At 57.4% G+C, this 14,962-nt stretch carries 12 protein-coding genes and 1 pseudogene; 6 read left to right on the forward strand and 7 right to left on the reverse strand.

Annotated features, from left to right (window positions below):
• Positions 1 to 185 precede the first annotated feature (185 nt).
• From NKH90_RS10880 to NKH90_RS10890, 3 genes are all read right to left on the reverse strand, one after another.
• Positions 186 to 1,556, reverse strand: a complete 1,371-nt coding sequence (locus tag NKH90_RS10880) for a polysaccharide pyruvyl transferase family protein (RefSeq protein ID WP_352819339.1) — start codon at positions 1,554 to 1,556, stop codon at positions 186 to 188.
• A gap of 53 nt (positions 1,557 to 1,609) precedes the next feature.
• On the reverse strand, positions 1,610 to 2,890 hold the full coding sequence (locus NKH90_RS10885) for a glycosyltransferase (protein WP_352771950.1): 1,281 nt from the start codon (positions 2,888 to 2,890) through the stop codon (positions 1,610 to 1,612).
• Positions 2,891 to 2,986: 96 nt separating this feature from the next.
• Positions 2,987 to 4,234 (reverse strand): glycosyltransferase, encoded by a 1,248-nt coding sequence (locus tag NKH90_RS10890; RefSeq protein ID WP_352819341.1) that lies wholly within the window; start codon positions 4,232 to 4,234, stop codon positions 2,987 to 2,989.
• A gap of 442 nt (positions 4,235 to 4,676) precedes the next feature.
• On the opposite strand from NKH90_RS10890, the gene NKH90_RS10895 reads away from it, so the two are divergent.
• From NKH90_RS10895 to NKH90_RS10910, 4 genes are read left to right on the forward strand one after another with little or no spacing between them, the layout of a single operon-like run.
• A complete protein-coding gene (locus tag NKH90_RS10895) occupies positions 4,677 to 7,325 on the forward strand; it encodes an SGNH/GDSL hydrolase family protein (RefSeq protein ID WP_352771946.1) in 2,649 nt (882 codons plus the stop codon).
• Positions 7,280 to 7,540 (forward strand): acyl carrier protein, encoded by a 261-nt coding sequence (locus tag NKH90_RS10900; RefSeq protein ID WP_352771945.1) that lies wholly within the window; start codon positions 7,280 to 7,282, stop codon positions 7,538 to 7,540. Before NKH90_RS10895 ends, NKH90_RS10900 begins: the two co-directional genes overlap by 46 nt.
• A gap of 8 nt (positions 7,541 to 7,548) precedes the next feature.
• A complete protein-coding gene (locus tag NKH90_RS10905; RefSeq protein ID WP_352771943.1) occupies positions 7,549 to 9,114 on the forward strand; it encodes an amino acid adenylation domain-containing protein in 1,566 nt (521 codons plus the stop codon).
• Complete coding sequence (locus NKH90_RS10910) at positions 9,114 to 10,262, forward strand: acyl-CoA dehydrogenase family protein (protein ID WP_352771941.1); 1,149 nt, start codon at positions 9,114 to 9,116, stop codon at positions 10,260 to 10,262. Before NKH90_RS10905 ends, NKH90_RS10910 begins: the two co-directional genes overlap by 1 nt.
• Before the next feature lie 437 nt (positions 10,263 to 10,699).
• Here NKH90_RS10910 and NKH90_RS10915 read toward each other — a convergent pair whose 3' ends face one another.
• Positions 10,700 to 10,927: a hypothetical protein gene (locus tag NKH90_RS10915; RefSeq protein WP_352771939.1), complete on the reverse strand. Its 228-nt coding sequence runs from the start codon at positions 10,925 to 10,927 to the stop codon at positions 10,700 to 10,702.
• 313 nt (positions 10,928 to 11,240) lie between these two features.
• Here NKH90_RS10915 and NKH90_RS10920 point away from each other — a divergent pair, with 313 nt between their 5' ends.
• Positions 11,241 to 11,528, forward strand: a complete 288-nt coding sequence (locus NKH90_RS10920) for a glycosyltransferase (RefSeq protein WP_502898820.1) — start codon at positions 11,241 to 11,243, stop codon at positions 11,526 to 11,528.
• 282 nt (positions 11,529 to 11,810) lie between these two features.
• Here NKH90_RS10920 and NKH90_RS10925 read toward each other — a convergent pair whose 3' ends face one another.
• Both NKH90_RS10925 and NKH90_RS10930 read right to left on the reverse strand, forming a co-directional pair.
• Positions 11,811 to 12,329, reverse strand: coding sequence for a transposase (locus NKH90_RS10925; protein ID WP_352819344.1), 519 nt, complete (start codon positions 12,327 to 12,329; stop codon positions 11,811 to 11,813).
• A 24-nt stretch (positions 12,330 to 12,353) separates the two neighbouring features.
• Positions 12,354 to 12,467, reverse strand: a complete 114-nt coding sequence (locus NKH90_RS10930) for a transposase (protein ID WP_352771933.1) — start codon at positions 12,465 to 12,467, stop codon at positions 12,354 to 12,356.
• A 589-nt stretch (positions 12,468 to 13,056) separates the two neighbouring features.
• Here NKH90_RS10930 and NKH90_RS10935 point away from each other — a divergent pair.
• Positions 13,057 to 14,151, forward strand: a complete 1,095-nt coding sequence (locus NKH90_RS10935; RefSeq protein ID WP_352771931.1) for an acyltransferase family protein — start codon at positions 13,057 to 13,059, stop codon at positions 14,149 to 14,151.
• Between the two features lie 299 nt (positions 14,152 to 14,450).
• Here NKH90_RS10935 and NKH90_RS10940 read toward each other — a convergent pair.
• Positions 14,451 to 14,879, reverse strand: a pseudogene (locus tag NKH90_RS10940) (IS5 family transposase); the annotation flags it as partial.
• Positions 14,880 to 14,962: the final 83 nt, after the last annotated feature.

A 14,962-nucleotide genomic window follows, 5' to 3' on the forward strand; every position in this document is an offset into this window, starting at 1 on the left:
ACCTGCAACGTGCTCCCAAACAACGGATGCCAGCGATAGGCAACCGTCGCAAAGCGAAAACCATATGCAGAATGTCGATAATTGCCCTGCGCGCCCACGAAACAAGAACAAATCGGCGCCATGGGGATCGCGCTTTTCGCCGATCACATGCATAGATGCCCGACAACAGTGGACACGCGCCCAACCTATGCAAGCGCAAACAACGGTGCGTACGCCACTTCTATCCTTCTCAGCTGTTGGGAAATTGCGTTTGCACCAGCCGATGAAATCGAAGATCGCTCCTCCGATAGACACCGTGCTAGCTTAGCAAGGACCCGATCCGACCAACCAGCCTGCTGCAATCTTTCAGTTTCGAGCGGATAATCCAATTGGCGAAAGATCGCTGATAGTTTGAAGACCGACGGTTCGATGCTAACGACCGGGACACCCTCGCAAAGCGCCAAAATCGAAGCATGCAGGCGGCTGCTGATGACGGCATCGCATTTTCGGTATATGGACCGAAGCTGCTGATATCGAGGCTGGTGGTTGATAACCGTGGATTTATCGATCATTCGACTCAAGCGTCTGGCGAAAGCCAAATCGCGATGGATTGCGTTCGACACAAGAACGATGGGACGCCCGGTCTTATTCAGACCTTCTGCCAGACGCGCCCATTCATCCACGCCCTGCATAGCCCCCAAGCCATTAACGGCAAGCCCGATCGCCCCGCGGGGTATGGCGCTCGCAGCCTCCGGCACCGATGTCTGTGAGGCCAGAAATACCATATCCGGTGCCTCATGAATAATCGAATTGCGCACGCCAAGATCTATCGCAACTTCAACCGATTTTGCGTCGCGCACGCTCAAATAGCACAGGTTCTTGTATACGTGAGCAATCAAGGCACCGAGAGCATTGTTCCCGATCTCGAGGCTGTGGTTGATTGCGACAGTCTTCTTTCCGCTTAACTGAGCGATTCGAAGCAACAGAAGCAACCGCATCACTTGATGAGGATCGCCGGTTGGACAAATTTCCCCTGCGGGATTCCAAACGACTAAATCAGAAGTACAACAAGCTGTTACAGCGGTTACAGGTACTGATCTCTCGATTAGTCCCATGCCGGCCAATTTTCTGCGCAACGCCAGCTTACGCGTTACTCTTCGGAAGGGACCACGAAGCTCCTTTCCAGTCTCGTCAAGCTTGACCAAATTTAACTCAGCTTTCGCTGGCAAAGGCGCGTCCTCCCTGCGAAAGCGCAATGTCAGCGCGTGAGCTAGTGCGTCAAACTCCTTGATCGACCCTCCACCGATGCCCCTCAGATCAAATTGTTCGAAAAAGCGTGGGTAACGATCAATAGCTCGAACATCCGCAGCAGGAAAACGGGATATTGCGTACCGTATGAACTCTGTAGAGAGTCCCTCGTTGCCCGCATTTTGCGTATGAAGGCGCGTTATAAGAAGAATACGAGGTCTCATATTAGTCCCGATCACATAGAGTAACGAGCCAACCGGCGAAAAACAAACCTTAGCGACGGCAGCGTTCGAAGACGGAGTAAACCGCCCTTCCTGCTTTTCGTCCACTGGCCAAATATGAGCGTCTGTGCATCAGATCCTCGCTTGGCAAAAGCAGCACTCTACCGGACGAATCTCCTCTTTGTACCGAGCATGTTGGTCCCAGACGTCACATGCTGCTGCATAAGAGTGGAGTATAGCTCCATTTGCTGCAGGGCGACGCTCTCCATGCTGAACCGCGCGGCGATTGTCTGTACTGCGTGCTGCGCCATCTCATAGCGCTCGGCTTCCGATAGGCCGAGCGCGCGACGAAGAAGCCCGGAAAACTCGGCATGTGAGCGGGCCAGAAAGCCGCTGCGCTCATGCTCCACAATGTCGGACGCACCGCTGACATCGGTGATGATTGGGACCACGCCGTAGCTCATGGCCTCGAGCAGGGCGTTTGACATGCCTTCCGACGCCGAGGTGGAAAGATAGAAATCAGCCTCCCACAGAAAGGGAAACACATCTTCGACCGCCCCGGCGAATGTGACGTTGCCTGAAAGGGCCAACCGGGCCGCCTGTTCCTCGAGAGGGACGCGGCACTGGCCGTCGCCCAGGATAGTGAGTTGCGCCTTTGCCTCGGCGGGAAGTGCCGCGAACGCATCGATCATGTGCTCGAGGCATTTTTCCGGTTCGAGACGGCCAAGGCAGATAAAGCGCCTGCTGCCATTGGCGCTCGGCTCCCAGCGCGCCTTGCGGGGCAGATCGATCCCATTCGGAATCAAATGAATGCGATCCGCGTCGATGCCATGTCTCTTCAGATCACCAGCGATTTGGCGGCTATTGGCGATGAACGCCGTGACATGACGTTTAATCAGGGCGGACGCCAAGCGACCGATGATCCTCTTTTCGCGCACCACATCGAGATCGAAACACCGTCCGCCCCGGCCCAATTTTGCGAGAACCGGTTTGTGCAGGAGGGCTCCCGCCAAGGCAGCCGGAACGGCGTGAAGTCGGGCATGGATGATATATACGACATCGAATTCGTCGCGACGGCGCAGCATCCAGACCACAACCTGCACACACCACGACAGGAACGACAGCATATGCCGCCCGCCTAAGTTCGGCGCCGCGCGCAAGCGAAGGCGCTGGATGGGCACCCCGTCGATGGCGGAGCGTTTTGGCGTCGAGTGCGACAACCTGGGTGCTATAATAGTTACGGAAACGCCCCTTTCAACCAGCACCCGGGCAAATCGCCGCGTCTGTTGTTCAGCGCCGCCACATGACTCAGGAAAATAAGTTGGGAGCACGAGCAGAATACGAGCTTCGGCTCGCGGGAACTTCATCGGATGCGCAGAGGCAATTTCTGTTACAATCATATCAATCCGCCGGATAGCGTCCCTCGGGTCGATGGCGGCCACCAAGATTACAACCGGTCCCACGTGCAAAAAAGAGCGTGCACCGCTATCCAATCTGATAACCTATCGATCACTGTAAAACGCACAGGTCACAGCCGTTCATCGCGGAAGCGCAACATTTCGGACAGGACGCCTTGCTGACACTCCCTTGCTTGCCCAATGCTGGTGGAGAACTTTGCGGTAAATGGCATCGATCCGCTTGCCCATCAGCCTGGCGTCCCAGTTCGAAAGATCAGTCGCCGCGGCACCTTGGGCGAGGCCAGCCAGTCTTTCACGATCCTCAAGGAGGGCTGCAATGGCGTCGGCCATGGCTGCCAAATCGTGCGCGGGTGCAATCACACCGTTGATACCAGGGCGGAGCACTTCGCGAAGACCTGGCAGATCGCAAGCGACGCAAGGCTTGCCGCCGGCGAGATATTGCATGACCACGCGGGGGAGTCCCTCACGCATGGAACAGAGCAGGCAGAGATCCGCGAGCGCGATCAGCCGCTCCGGGTCGTCCCGATAGCCGGTAAAGACCACTTGGCGCGCCAGCCCTAGCCATTTGGCCCGCGATTCGACGACCGAGTGAAGCGGTCCGTCGCCCGCAAGCACAAGCATCGCGTCGGGTAAGCGGGTTTCGACTTTCCTGAAAACGTCCAGAAATTCCGTGTGTCGCTTCCGTGGCTCGAATGCAGCGATCATCAAGAGCACAGGCGGCCGCGGCGCGCCCGGTGCCAAGCGCAACAAATCGCGCCAATCATCGGGCGGACCGGCGTTGCGAAAACGATCGAGATCGAATCCGGAATGGATCACATAATGTTTGTCCGGACGTCCCACTCCTGCGCTTAAGCACAAATCACGGATGCCCTCGCTCACACTGATGAACGCACTGGTGAGTGGTGCTGCCAGCTTTTCCAAGACGAGATAGGCAAACCGCTCGACGACACCGACATTGACAAAAGGCACGATATGCACGCCATGAACGATCCCTGGAACGCCCGCCGCCCATGCCGCGAAACGCCCGAGAATGCCTGCTTTGCTGGTGTGCGTATGCACGATGTCGGCATTCAACGAGCGGAAGCGTCGGGTAAGCGACAACAATGCCCTCACGTCGCAAACGGGCGAAATGGACCGGGTCAAGCTAGGGACACCAATGAGTTTCACCCGCGGGTCCACTCTAGCTATGATTTCCGGGTGGACCGTCTCGCCGTGAAGCAGGACAACATCATGTCCTCTTTGCGCGGCCCAATTGCAGGAATGGACAGTATTCTCATCAGCACCGCCATTGATGAGACGGGTAATGACATGAACGATCCGCAGTCGATGCCCCATGTCGATCTTGTTTTCCGGATCCCGTGCTTTCATATGGCCGCACCGATCGCGCTGAATCCATGGGATGGGTACGTTCCATGCCCAGCCGTGCATCGATGGGTGGCATGCCGCATCCTCAAGACCCCCGAATCCTGTTCTCTGCCCTTCTCCTTGTTGGGTCATGGCACGTGCAGTTCCATAAGGAGGGGGGTTATCCCAGTCGCTCAGATTGAGCCTGATTAATTTAAACGTCTCAGAGACATATCGCTGTTACCCCGGGCACAGCGGACTGCTTATTTTGCGGTATACTTCTATGCTAATGTCTCTGCTTAACGCGTTTGCGCGAAATCGGATTCGTTGAAAGAAAAAGAAGTAGTCAAGGCAACGCTTTAAGGAAGCGGTGCGCTTACCTTTTCCAGGGGACAGGAGCCAATGGCAGAGGTCGCTTGGCCTGCAGCTCGGGGAACTTTCGCGTGCCCCAAGTTGCTTATTGTCGATGTGCGCCGGCATCGATCAAGAGATTCGTGGCTTTGATATGAAGACATTGATCCTTCCCTGGTCGGCGGGTCCTACGGAGTCTGACCCGAGGAGCATTCTGGCTTGGTTAGCCATAGCCGGCCAGTTGGCCCTCTTCATCACACTCGTCTATCTCCTCAGGCTTGAGACTACTGCGCTTGTCCGCGTCCTGCTCGTCGCTCTCGCCGGCTGGTGCGTGCACTACTTCCTGCCACAGCGTTACCGGCTGCAGTTTTTCGTGCTGCTCTCGTTCGCGGGTATCGCCGCAGTCTTTGGTAACTTTGGGCCCAACCATCATCATTGGAGATTTGAAGGCCTCATCGATGCTGCCTGGATCGTCGTCATTGGGCTCGTATTGATCGAAATTGCTCGCCTGCCGATCGCTTTTGGATGGAGAGTGCTGGTGCTGGTTGGCGCCGGCTGCGGGCTCGCCGCCGCACGGATCGATTGGATAGCTACCCCATGGACGCACGCAATCTGGCCCGTGCTCGCTTCCATGTTCATGTTCCGTCTAATCGTCTATGTATACGAAATGCGGCGAGAACAGAGAATGTCGACGCTGTCGGAACGGCTCGCGTATTTCTTTATGTTGCCGAATGTATGCTTCCCGCTCTTTCCAGTCGTAGATTTTAGGACTTTCCGTAGCAGCTACTACAATGCTGACCAGCACTATATCTATCAAACGGGTATTCAGTTGCTGTTTCGCGGCGCTATCCATTTGATATGCTACCGCATCGTATATCAGCGATTTGTGATCGATGCAGCGGATGTACAGAATCAGGTTGAACTTGTGCAGTTCATGATCTGGCCGTTTTTGCTTTATATGAAGATTTCAGGAACATTTCACGTAATCAGCGGGATTCTTCATTTATTTGGATTCAATCTTCCAGAAACCCACAATCTCTATTTCCTCTCCTCGAGCTTTACAGACTTCTGGCGTCGAATAAATATATATTGGAAAGACTTTATAATGAAAATTGTATACTATCCCGTTTATTTTCGTTTTCGACGCTGGGGAGAGAGCGTGGCGCTCGTCAGCGCGACACTCCTGGCGTTCCTCGCGACTTGGCTGCTGCACAATTATCAGTGGTTTTGGTTGCGTGGCACCTGGGTATTCACCTGGAACGACTTCCTCTTCTGGATGATCCTGGCCGTGCTCGTGACAATCAACGCCCTCTATGAAATGCGGCACGGTCGCACGCGGCGCCTGCGTGGCGGGGCACTCAGCTGGAACGGTTCGCTGCAAACTGCGGGCCGGACCATCGGCGTGTTCGTCGTTATCTCGCTCCTTTGGTCGTTTTGGAGCGCGAGCTCGGTCCCGCTATGGTTCTCGGTCTTCGACACCGTGGGCGTCGAAGGTCCCGGCAAAATGACGCCCGTCCTCGTGCTGGTCACGGTGGTAGCTATAATTGGCATTCCTGCCCTTGCGCTCGCGCGTGGCGCCGCCGACCGCCAGTACAGTTTCTGGCGGTCGGTTGCGTCGGTCGGTGTCTGCGGGTTTATCGCGGTTTGCACCTCGCTCCTGGGGGTTCGCGGTGGCCTGGGCGAGACAGTCAGTACCGCAATGGCCGACATTAGAATGCCGAACCTCAACACTCGCGACAGGGCGAACCTGGAGCGCGGCTACTACGAGAACCTCGTCAATGTCGGCGCATTTAACCCAGAACTGTGGATTGTCTATGGCCAACGACGACTTGACGGATGGGAGAATTTAGACAAAACGCCGCTGAGTGAGTTCACAGGTGCGCTTCCCACGACCTATCTGCGTCCACTCTCCCAAGCAGACTTTAAGGGAACCCGGGTCCACATCAACCGCTGGGGCATGCGAGATCAGGATTACGAAAAGCTCGCTCCTCCCGGCACCCTACGAATTGCAGTCGTCGGCTCTTCGCACGTCTTCGGCGAGGGTGTCGCGGATGACGAGAATTTCGAGGGCCTGTTGGAGCGGCGGTTGAATGAGCAGGCGGCCGACAGCGGGTATCAACACTACGAGGTGCTGAACTTTGCCGTTGGGGGTTATGCTAGTCTGGACATGCTGGCCATCATCGAGGATCGGGTGCTTGCATTCAAACCACAGTACATCTTTTACTTTGAGCACAGCGCGCTTAATCCGCGAATGCTAAAGCAGCTCGTGAAAGCAATCCAGAATGGCTCCGCATATCGCTACGACTTCGTGCGCGACATTATACGCCAGGGCGCGATAGATCACAGGGCCGATCGTGAGGTGATTAGACGAAAGCTCACGCCCTACGGAGAGACACTTTTGCGTGCGATCTATTCTCGAATCGTGGAAACTGCGAAGCGTGAAGGTGTGGGGGTCTTTTGGATCTATCTTCCCAGACTAGACGAGAGGACCAATCCTGACCTGGAGAGGCGCCTCGCTGCCGAGGCCGGATTCAACGTTCTCGATCTTTCCGGCGTGTATGACGGGTACGACTGGCGGACCCTTCAAGTAGCGCCTTGGGATGATCACCCAAACGCCGCTGGCCATCGGCTTATCGCCGACAAGCTTTACGAGGTGCTGCAGCAACGCCGGGATCTAATTCCCCTGAACCTTGCGGTTGCTCCACAAAAGGAGGAAAAATGGATGCGATCCAGATTAGGACAATGGCAAAGGACTTCATATTGAAGGAGTTCCTGCCCGGTGAAAGGCCGGAGAATCTGACGGATTCAACGGAGCTGATAGATGGCGGCATTCTCGACTCGCTGGCGACGCTTAGGCTCGTTGCCTACCTAGAAAAGTCCTGCGGTATCGAAATCGCCCCCGACGAACTCGTGCCAGAGAACCTGAACTCCATCGCCCATATTGCCCATTTCGTCCAATCGAAGCAGGCGTTTACATAGAGCCCGTCATGACGGTCGCTACCTTACACGAATATCTGGAACAGAGCGCGATGCGGCATAGCGGTGCGTGCGCAGCCGTCGAGGCGAGTTCCGGGCGGCAGATCACTTACGGCGAACTCGACACGCTGTCGAGCCGAGTGCGCGCCTATCTCCGTCGGATAGGCGTCCGTCCGGGGGATCGCGTCGGCATTTGCCTTCCAAAGTCGATCGCTTCGCTCGCTGTTTTATTCGGTATCTTGAAGGTCGGCGCGGCCTATGTGCCTGTCGACTCTCTGGCGCCGCCTGCGCGTAATGCGTTCATATTCACCGACTGCGGCGTGCGCGCGATTTTCGTGGAGGCGTTCCGAGCCGAAGCTTTGCGCTGCGAGTTAGCGCGCTTAGATGCGGAACCTCGGCTCTTGCCGCTCGACGGGTCCGACAGTTCCTCGCCGCTCTCGACGTACCTGGCTCGCATGGAAGCCGAGGGCGGTTTGGCGGTGGAGGACGAATCGGCGCGGCCGGGGCCGGAGAACCTGGCTTACGTGCTCTACACTTCGGGCTCGACCGGCCAGCCGAAAGGTGTGATGCTGACGCATCGTAATGGCTCGAGCTTCGTGGACTGGTGCTCCGAGATCCTCGCCCCTGACGAGACTGACCGCTTCTCCTCTCATGCGCCCTTCCACTTCGACCTGTCCCTCCTCGACATCTACGTACCGCTGAAGCACGGCGCGACCGTATTCCTGATCGGTGAAGAGCTCGGCAAGAACCCGGCCCGAATGGCCTCGGTTATCGCGGAGCAGCGGTTGACCGTCTGGTATTCCACGCCCTCCGTACTGACGCTTCTAGTCGAGCACGGCGGCCTTAATGCTCGCGACGACTACGCTCTTCGGTTCATTCTATTTGCCGGCGAGGTTTTTCCGGTCAAGCATCTGCGCAGGCTGAAGGCTCTGATTCCGCGCCCCCGCTACCTGAATCTTTATGGCCCAACCGAAACCAACGTCTGTACCTATTACGAAATCCCGCAGACGATCGTCGAAGACCGCACAGCACCATTTCCGATCGGGCGCTCTTGCTCGCATGTTAAGGCACGCGTGATTGATGCGAAGGGCCGCGACGTGCCGCGAGGCCAGGAAGGCGAGCTCGCAATCAGCGGCGCGCCCGTGATGCTGGGCTATTGGAACCTGCCTGAGCGAACAAGCGGCGCTTTTCACGTCGATTCAACCGGCCGCTGGTACCGGACCGGCGATATCGTGGTCGAAGGCGATAATGGCGTCTACATCTTCCGCGGTCGACGCGACCGGATGGTCAAGAGGCGGGGATATCGGATCGAACTTGGCGAGATCGAGACGGCACTCTATCGCCATCCAGCGATCTCCGAGGTGGCGGCGATCGCTCGCTCGGAGGAGTCGGGCGTTTCGATTAAAGTGTTCTATGCCTCGCGCAACGGTGCTGCGCTGTCACTCATCGACCTGAAGCGGTTCTGCGCTCACAATTTGCCGGCCTACATGGCCCCGGACTGGTTCTCGCATCAGCCATTACTTCCGAAGACATCGACGGATAAGATCGACTACCAGCATCTAATAAGGATGGAGTGATGGATTTCGCGCTGAACGAGGAGCAGCGTATCCTGCGCGGGGAGATCCTTCGCTTCGCGCAAGGTAAGCTCAACAAGGATCTCAGGCAGCGCGACCGAGAACAAATATTCCAGCGCGAGTTGTGGCAGGCCTGCGCGCAAATGGGCCTGACCGGCCTGCCAGTCCCCGAAGCCTACGGCGGATCCGGTCTCGATTCCCTGTCCACGGCCATTGCAATCGACGCGCTCGGCTACGGCTGCGAGGATTCCGGCTTGGTGTTCTCGATCTGCGCCCACCTTTTGGCCGGCGTTGTGCCGATTTGGAAGTTCGGCACTGAAGAGCAGAAGAATCGATATCTTCCGGGGCTCTGTGATGGCACTTTGATCGCAGCCAATGCGATGAGCGAACCGGAGTCGGGCTCCGATGCATTTGCGATGAAAACCAGGGCGGAGCCCCATGGCGACGGCTTTATAGTCAATGGGACGAAGACCTTCGTGAGCAACGGGCCGGTGGCGGATGTAGCCGTCGTCTTTGCTATCACTGACTTCGCACGGGGTCATTTCGGCGGGATCACGAGCTTCCTGATGGACTGCACGCTGCCGGGCTATCGGGTCGCGCAGAAGTTCGAAAAAATGGGGCTGCGGACGTCTCCGATCGGGGAGCTTGTCTTCGAGAATGTGCTCGTTTCGAAAGACGCCGTTCTCGGCGGAGTGGGCGGCGGCTCGAGGCTATTCGCCCATAGCATGGACTGGGAGCGGGCGTGCCTATTCGCCGGCCATGTAGGTACGATGGAGCGGCTTCTGGAAAAGGCAGTGGCCTATGCGCGCACCAGACATCAGTCCGGCCGAGCCATCTCCAAGCACCAGGCGGTCGCCCATAAAATTGCCGACATGAAGATGCAGGTGGAGGCGGCCCGACTCCTCGCCTACAAGGCGGCGTGGGGCCTTGAGCGCTCCGAGTCCGTATCCCTCGATGCCGCCGTTTCGAAGCTCTTTGTGAGCGAATCGCTAGTCCGCACTACGCTCGATGTCGTCCAGGTCTTCGGCGGCTACGGCTTCTTGAGCGAATTCGATGTCGAACGTGCCGTGCGCGATGCCATTGGCAGCAAGCTCTATTCCGGAACTTCGGAGATACAGCGCAACATCATTGCTGGCTGGCTGGGGCTTTGATGACCGCTGTGGTCAGAGGACCTATCCGGTGAAGGGCGACGTGAGCTGTCGCGGGCCCTGCCGTAAGCTCGCGAAAAAGGGCGCTCGACTTTGCTGAGGCAACCGGAACGGCGGCGCGGTGGCTCGACCTGAACGGCTAAGCTTAAGCTAGAGCTTCGCGTGCGGGGCCGGCACCTCAGGAATGGGTCTACAGTCTGTTGCCGATTGATCGCCGTTACTGCGAGCACTTGTTCGCGGATTGCCGATTATGGTCTTGGCACCCTTTGATTGCTTGCGGCACAGAAGCTTGAAAGATAGGCTTTGTGGATGCGGCTTCTGTATATACATTCTGCATACGCCCAGCGCCGGCCGCCAATGCGGCACATGTCGCAAAGATGTCTCATGCATTTCGCGTTGCCGGTGCGGAGGTCCTGCTAGCGAATTCGCGCGCGATCTTTTCATAATGATCCCGTGTATTCATAGAGGCGCGAGGAAGCGGATTGAACACCGAGTTCGGCTACTGTAGCGCTTGTTTCCGCCGGAATTTTCCGGTTCACGATTTTGAGCTTCACCATCCGATTGGCGGTTTGAGCAGCCGTCAGCGTCGGCGCCTTGCCAAACTGATAGGGTTGGAGGCATTCAGTATGCTGGTCACCCACGTCGCAACGTCTGCCGGACGACAGCATCTGTCTTTTTCCTCAACATGCCGGAAAATTTTTCATCGCGCCCAATGGCGCGGACCCGGTTCCACCGAACGTGGAGACATGCAGCCTGCCTGCCACGTTTAAGATCGGTTATGTCGGGATGAGATCATAAGCGCTATTGCGCCTCGATGCGGCTGGGCGACATTTCATATCGTCGGGGGAACACCCAGCGATTTAGCGTATTGGACATCGAAGCTGGCCCAATGCCCGAACACAGTGTTCCATGGCTACGTCCCCACCGCGACATGTGCCTACTTGGCTGAAATGGACGTTGTACTCGCGCCGTATCTCAGAAATGTACAAGGCCAGGGTGGCGGTCGAGGCTGAGGGAATGTCGCTGCTCAAGCTCTTCGAATATATGGCGCACGGCAAACCCATAGTATCCTCCGACCTGCCGGCTATCCGTGAAGTCTTGAGGGATAGCGTCAACAGCGTTCTGGTGTCGCCGGACAATCCGTCTGACTGGGTCAAGGCCCATCAGCGGCTGCATGAAAACGAGGTGTTTCGGGATCAGATTGGCCTACAGGGGAGGCGGACTTTCTGGCCAAGTATAGCCGCATCGCACGCGCAACCAACATCTTAAAGGAAATCGAGAACCGGATGTCGTCGAGCCGAAGCTTATAGGCTGCACAGTTTTTCTTATTGAAGGCGGCCGCGCCGTCAGCAGGTTTTCCTGATCCACTTCCCGCGCCAGAAGAAATCATGCGCTCATAAAGATCCGGCGACTGAACCGGCACGACCCGAATTTTGGGGCTCTATATACTCACTGGCGCGGGATCGCTCGAGCATCAAAATCAAAACTATCAGTTCAATCCCGGACGATGGATCGCCTGTCCATGCCGCTTCTGAGAGTCCGTTTTGAAATTCAGGGATGAGCGTTTCGGCGGATGAGATTGCCGCCCATTGCGGCAAGGATCATGGCTTGCGAGACATCGATGCGCTGCTCGTAGTCGCGCACGAGGCGGCGCCATCTTGTCATCCAGCCGAAGGTCCGCTCGACGACCCGGCGGCGGGGCAGGATCTGGAAGCCCTTCTGGTCGTCGGATCGACGAATGATCTCGACCACGAAGTCGAGATAGGCGGCTTTGTCCATGAGCTTCAGCCTGTCATAGGCGCCGCCGGCGAATAGATGCTTCACCCAGGGCCAACGCTTGCGGATACCATCCAGGATCGCCTGAGCACCGGCACTGTCGGAGATATCGGCGGTGGTGAGATTGACCATCAACAGGCGCCCATCCGACGGCAATGTGTCGCTTGCGGCCGACAATCTTCTTGCCGGCGTCGTAGCCCTTGTTTCAGCTTGCGGAGCTTTGACCGACTGGCTGTCGATCACGCCAGCCCTGGCCTCGCGCCCGGCTCGCTCGCGATCCAGCTTCAGCGCCACATCATGGGTGGTCTAGTCTATAGTCTAGAGCAGAAACCGCCGCGCCAGCTCGCGAAACCAGCCGTAGACCGTCTGCCAGGGCCCGAAATGGATCGGCAGCATTCGCCAACCGCAACCGGAGCGGACCAGGTAGCGCACGCATTGATCACCTCGCGAAAATCAACCTCGCGCGGACGGCCGCGACGCCCAGGCTTGGGCATCAGCGGCGCGAACTGCTCCCACTCCTCGTCCATCAAATCAGACGGGTAGCGCTTGGTCTTCTTGGCGATCGGGCTATCCGGCCACGACTCTGCTCTGATCGCATCTAAAGCTTGAATCACAACCAAGCTCAGATGGAACCCATAGTCAGCCGATTTTCAAAACGGTCTCTGCGAAGCCCGAACCCGGTGGATCGCTCGCTGACCGTCTCGACCTGTCGGCGTTCGCCGCACGCCAATCCCAAGGTTGATCGAACCGGCCCTGCCAAATGCCGCGGTGAGCCGCCTTGGCGTTGCCTTGCTCGGCGGCAAATGTCCCATTCGAATACCGTGCCCAGTCCAATGCGAGGCCTTGTGTATTTCGGCGTGGAATAATTGCGGGCCGATTGAGAGACAGGGCGAGTCTGGGCGCAGCGCCGTCTCCCCAATACGAGGTATGACGTCGCATGCGAGGCATCGAAAGAGGTAATTGCCTCCGAAATCGCCTCCGGTCAGACTGGCTGATTGTCGCGAGCGCGAGAGCCAGGCTGATGCTGAACAACCTCCAGGTGCTCCGGGCTGTCGCCGCCTATGCGGTGGTTTTGTACCATGCCCAGCCGTTCATCAAGCGCCTGCACCCGCTTCCCTATCATTCACATCTGGGGGCTGCCGGTGTCGATATATTCTTCGTCATATCTGGCTTCATCATGGTTTATGCGAGCGACAGAAGCCACTGTGGCCCCGCCGCGTTCTGGCGTGACCGACTCATCCGGATATTGCCGCTATACTGGATCATCACTGTCGCGATGATAGCCGTCCACTCTGTCGGCTTCAGTCCGTCGGGACTGCACAATTGGGACGGCTCGGACCTGCTGACATCCCTGTTCTTACTGCCAAATATACGACTCGACGGCGTTTCGGAGCCCATACTCAGTCCGGCATGGACGCTGATCTACGAGGCCTTTTTCTATTTCTTCTTCGGCCTTTTCCTGCTTTCGGGGCGAATTAGTCGGGCAACTACCATTTTGTCGGTGGTCTTTCTGTCGTTTTGGTTCATGGGCGTAGTATTCAAGCCACAACCTTTTGCGATCAAGTACTATACGAATGCCATCCTACTTGAGTTCGGGCTCGGCTGTTTGCTGGGGCTCTTATATCTGAAGTCACAGGCACTCGACCTGCCCCACGGAGCAACACTGAGTGTCCTCGCGATTGGGCTAGCCATTGCTGTGCTGATTGCCCAGGACTGGTACTTGGGCGTCGAGGTTACGCGCACCGGGGAAATCAGGCTCATGCGGCTTGGCCTACCAGCGACGGTCATCGTCGCCGGAGCGTTGATACTTGAGCGTTCAAACCATCGGGCGTCGCATCGAGGCGCTCTCCTGCTGGGGTCTGCGAGCTACGCGACCTACCTAATCCATCCGCTGATTCTGCACGCCGTCTACTTTCTTTCGGCAAAAGTGCTTCCAGCTGGTTCCATTTTCTCAGCCACTGTTTATTTGTTCGCCGCATTTGCCGCTGTCTGTCTCTTCAGCGTTGGCCTGCATTTGTGGGTAGAGGCACCGCTCACCCGCTCTCTCAAGCAGCTGTCCCGCAGCCAGTCAGACAGGACAGGTATTCCAATGCCCAAAGGTGCGAGCGCTCGGTAGGACCTGTCAAGTCTTCCCGGCGATGCTACAAGACCGCCGTGCCGGTGCGGTCGGTCTCGCGCGTCATGCCAAGTGCAGCGCGGCATCGACCTGTTCCGCGTCCTCAGAGACGGTCAGACTGTCCTGAACGTGCTTCGGCGTGTGGGCGTAGCCTTTGGTTGTCTGGAGCGAGGTGTGCCCCATCCATTCACCGTGACTGCCCCTCCCAGCGGCGTCTAGAATGCGCAGTTAATGTGAGAGGCCGCTCTATGGCCTGCTACCGGTTCCATGGACACAGAGTTAAGAGTCCGTTTTGAAATTCAGGGATGAGCGTTTCGGTGGATGAGATTGCCGCCCATTGCGACAAGGATCATGGCTTGCGAGACATCGATGCGCTGCTCGTAGTCGCGCACGAGGCGGCGCCATCTTGTCATCCAGCCGAAGGTCCGCTCGACGACCCAGCGGCGGGGCAGGATCTGGAAGCCCTTCTGGTCGTCGGATCGACGAATGATCTCGACCACGAAGTCGAGATAGGCGGCTTTGTCCATGAGCTTCAGCCTGTCATAGGCGCCGTCGGCGAATAGATGCTTCACCCAGGGCCAACGCTTGCGGATACCATCCAGGATCGCCTGAGCACCGGCACTGTCGGAGATATCGGCGGTGGTGAGATTGACCATCAACAGGCGCCCATCCGTATCGACGGCAATGTGTCGCTTGCGGCCGACAATCTTCTTGCCGGCGCGCTACCCGTCTGATTTGATGGACGAGGAGTGGGAGGAGTTCGCGCCGCTGATACCCAAGCCTGGGCGTCGCGGCCGTCCGCGCGAGTGAT

It is taken from the genome of Mesorhizobium sp. M0898 (assembly GCF_040319695.1).
Lineage (GTDB): Bacteria > Pseudomonadota > Alphaproteobacteria > Rhizobiales > Rhizobiaceae > Mesorhizobium.

Excerpts from the sequence above, each read along its gene's own strand:
- NKH90_RS10920 (WP_502898820.1), top strand. The coding sequence starts at position 11,241 with ATGTACAAGGCCAGGGTGGCGGTCGAGGCTGAGGGAATGTCGCTGCTC.
- NKH90_RS10890 (WP_352819341.1), bottom strand. The coding sequence starts at position 4,234 with ATGAAAGCACGGGATCCGGAAAACAAGATCGACATGGGGCATCGACTG.
- NKH90_RS10900 (WP_352771945.1), top strand. The coding sequence starts at position 7,280 with ATGGATGCGATCCAGATTAGGACAATGGCAAAGGACTTCATATTGAAG.
- NKH90_RS10935 (WP_352771931.1), top strand. The coding sequence starts at position 13,057 with ATGCTGAACAACCTCCAGGTGCTCCGGGCTGTCGCCGCCTATGCGGTG.
- NKH90_RS10895 (WP_352771946.1), top strand. The coding sequence starts at position 4,677 with ATGTGCGCCGGCATCGATCAAGAGATTCGTGGCTTTGATATGAAGACA.
- NKH90_RS10915 (WP_352771939.1), bottom strand. The coding sequence starts at position 10,927 with ATGCTGTCGTCCGGCAGACGTTGCGACGTGGGTGACCAGCATACTGAA.
- NKH90_RS10905 (WP_352771943.1), top strand. The coding sequence starts at position 7,549 with ATGACGGTCGCTACCTTACACGAATATCTGGAACAGAGCGCGATGCGG.
- NKH90_RS10910 (WP_352771941.1), top strand. The coding sequence starts at position 9,114 with ATGGATTTCGCGCTGAACGAGGAGCAGCGTATCCTGCGCGGGGAGATC.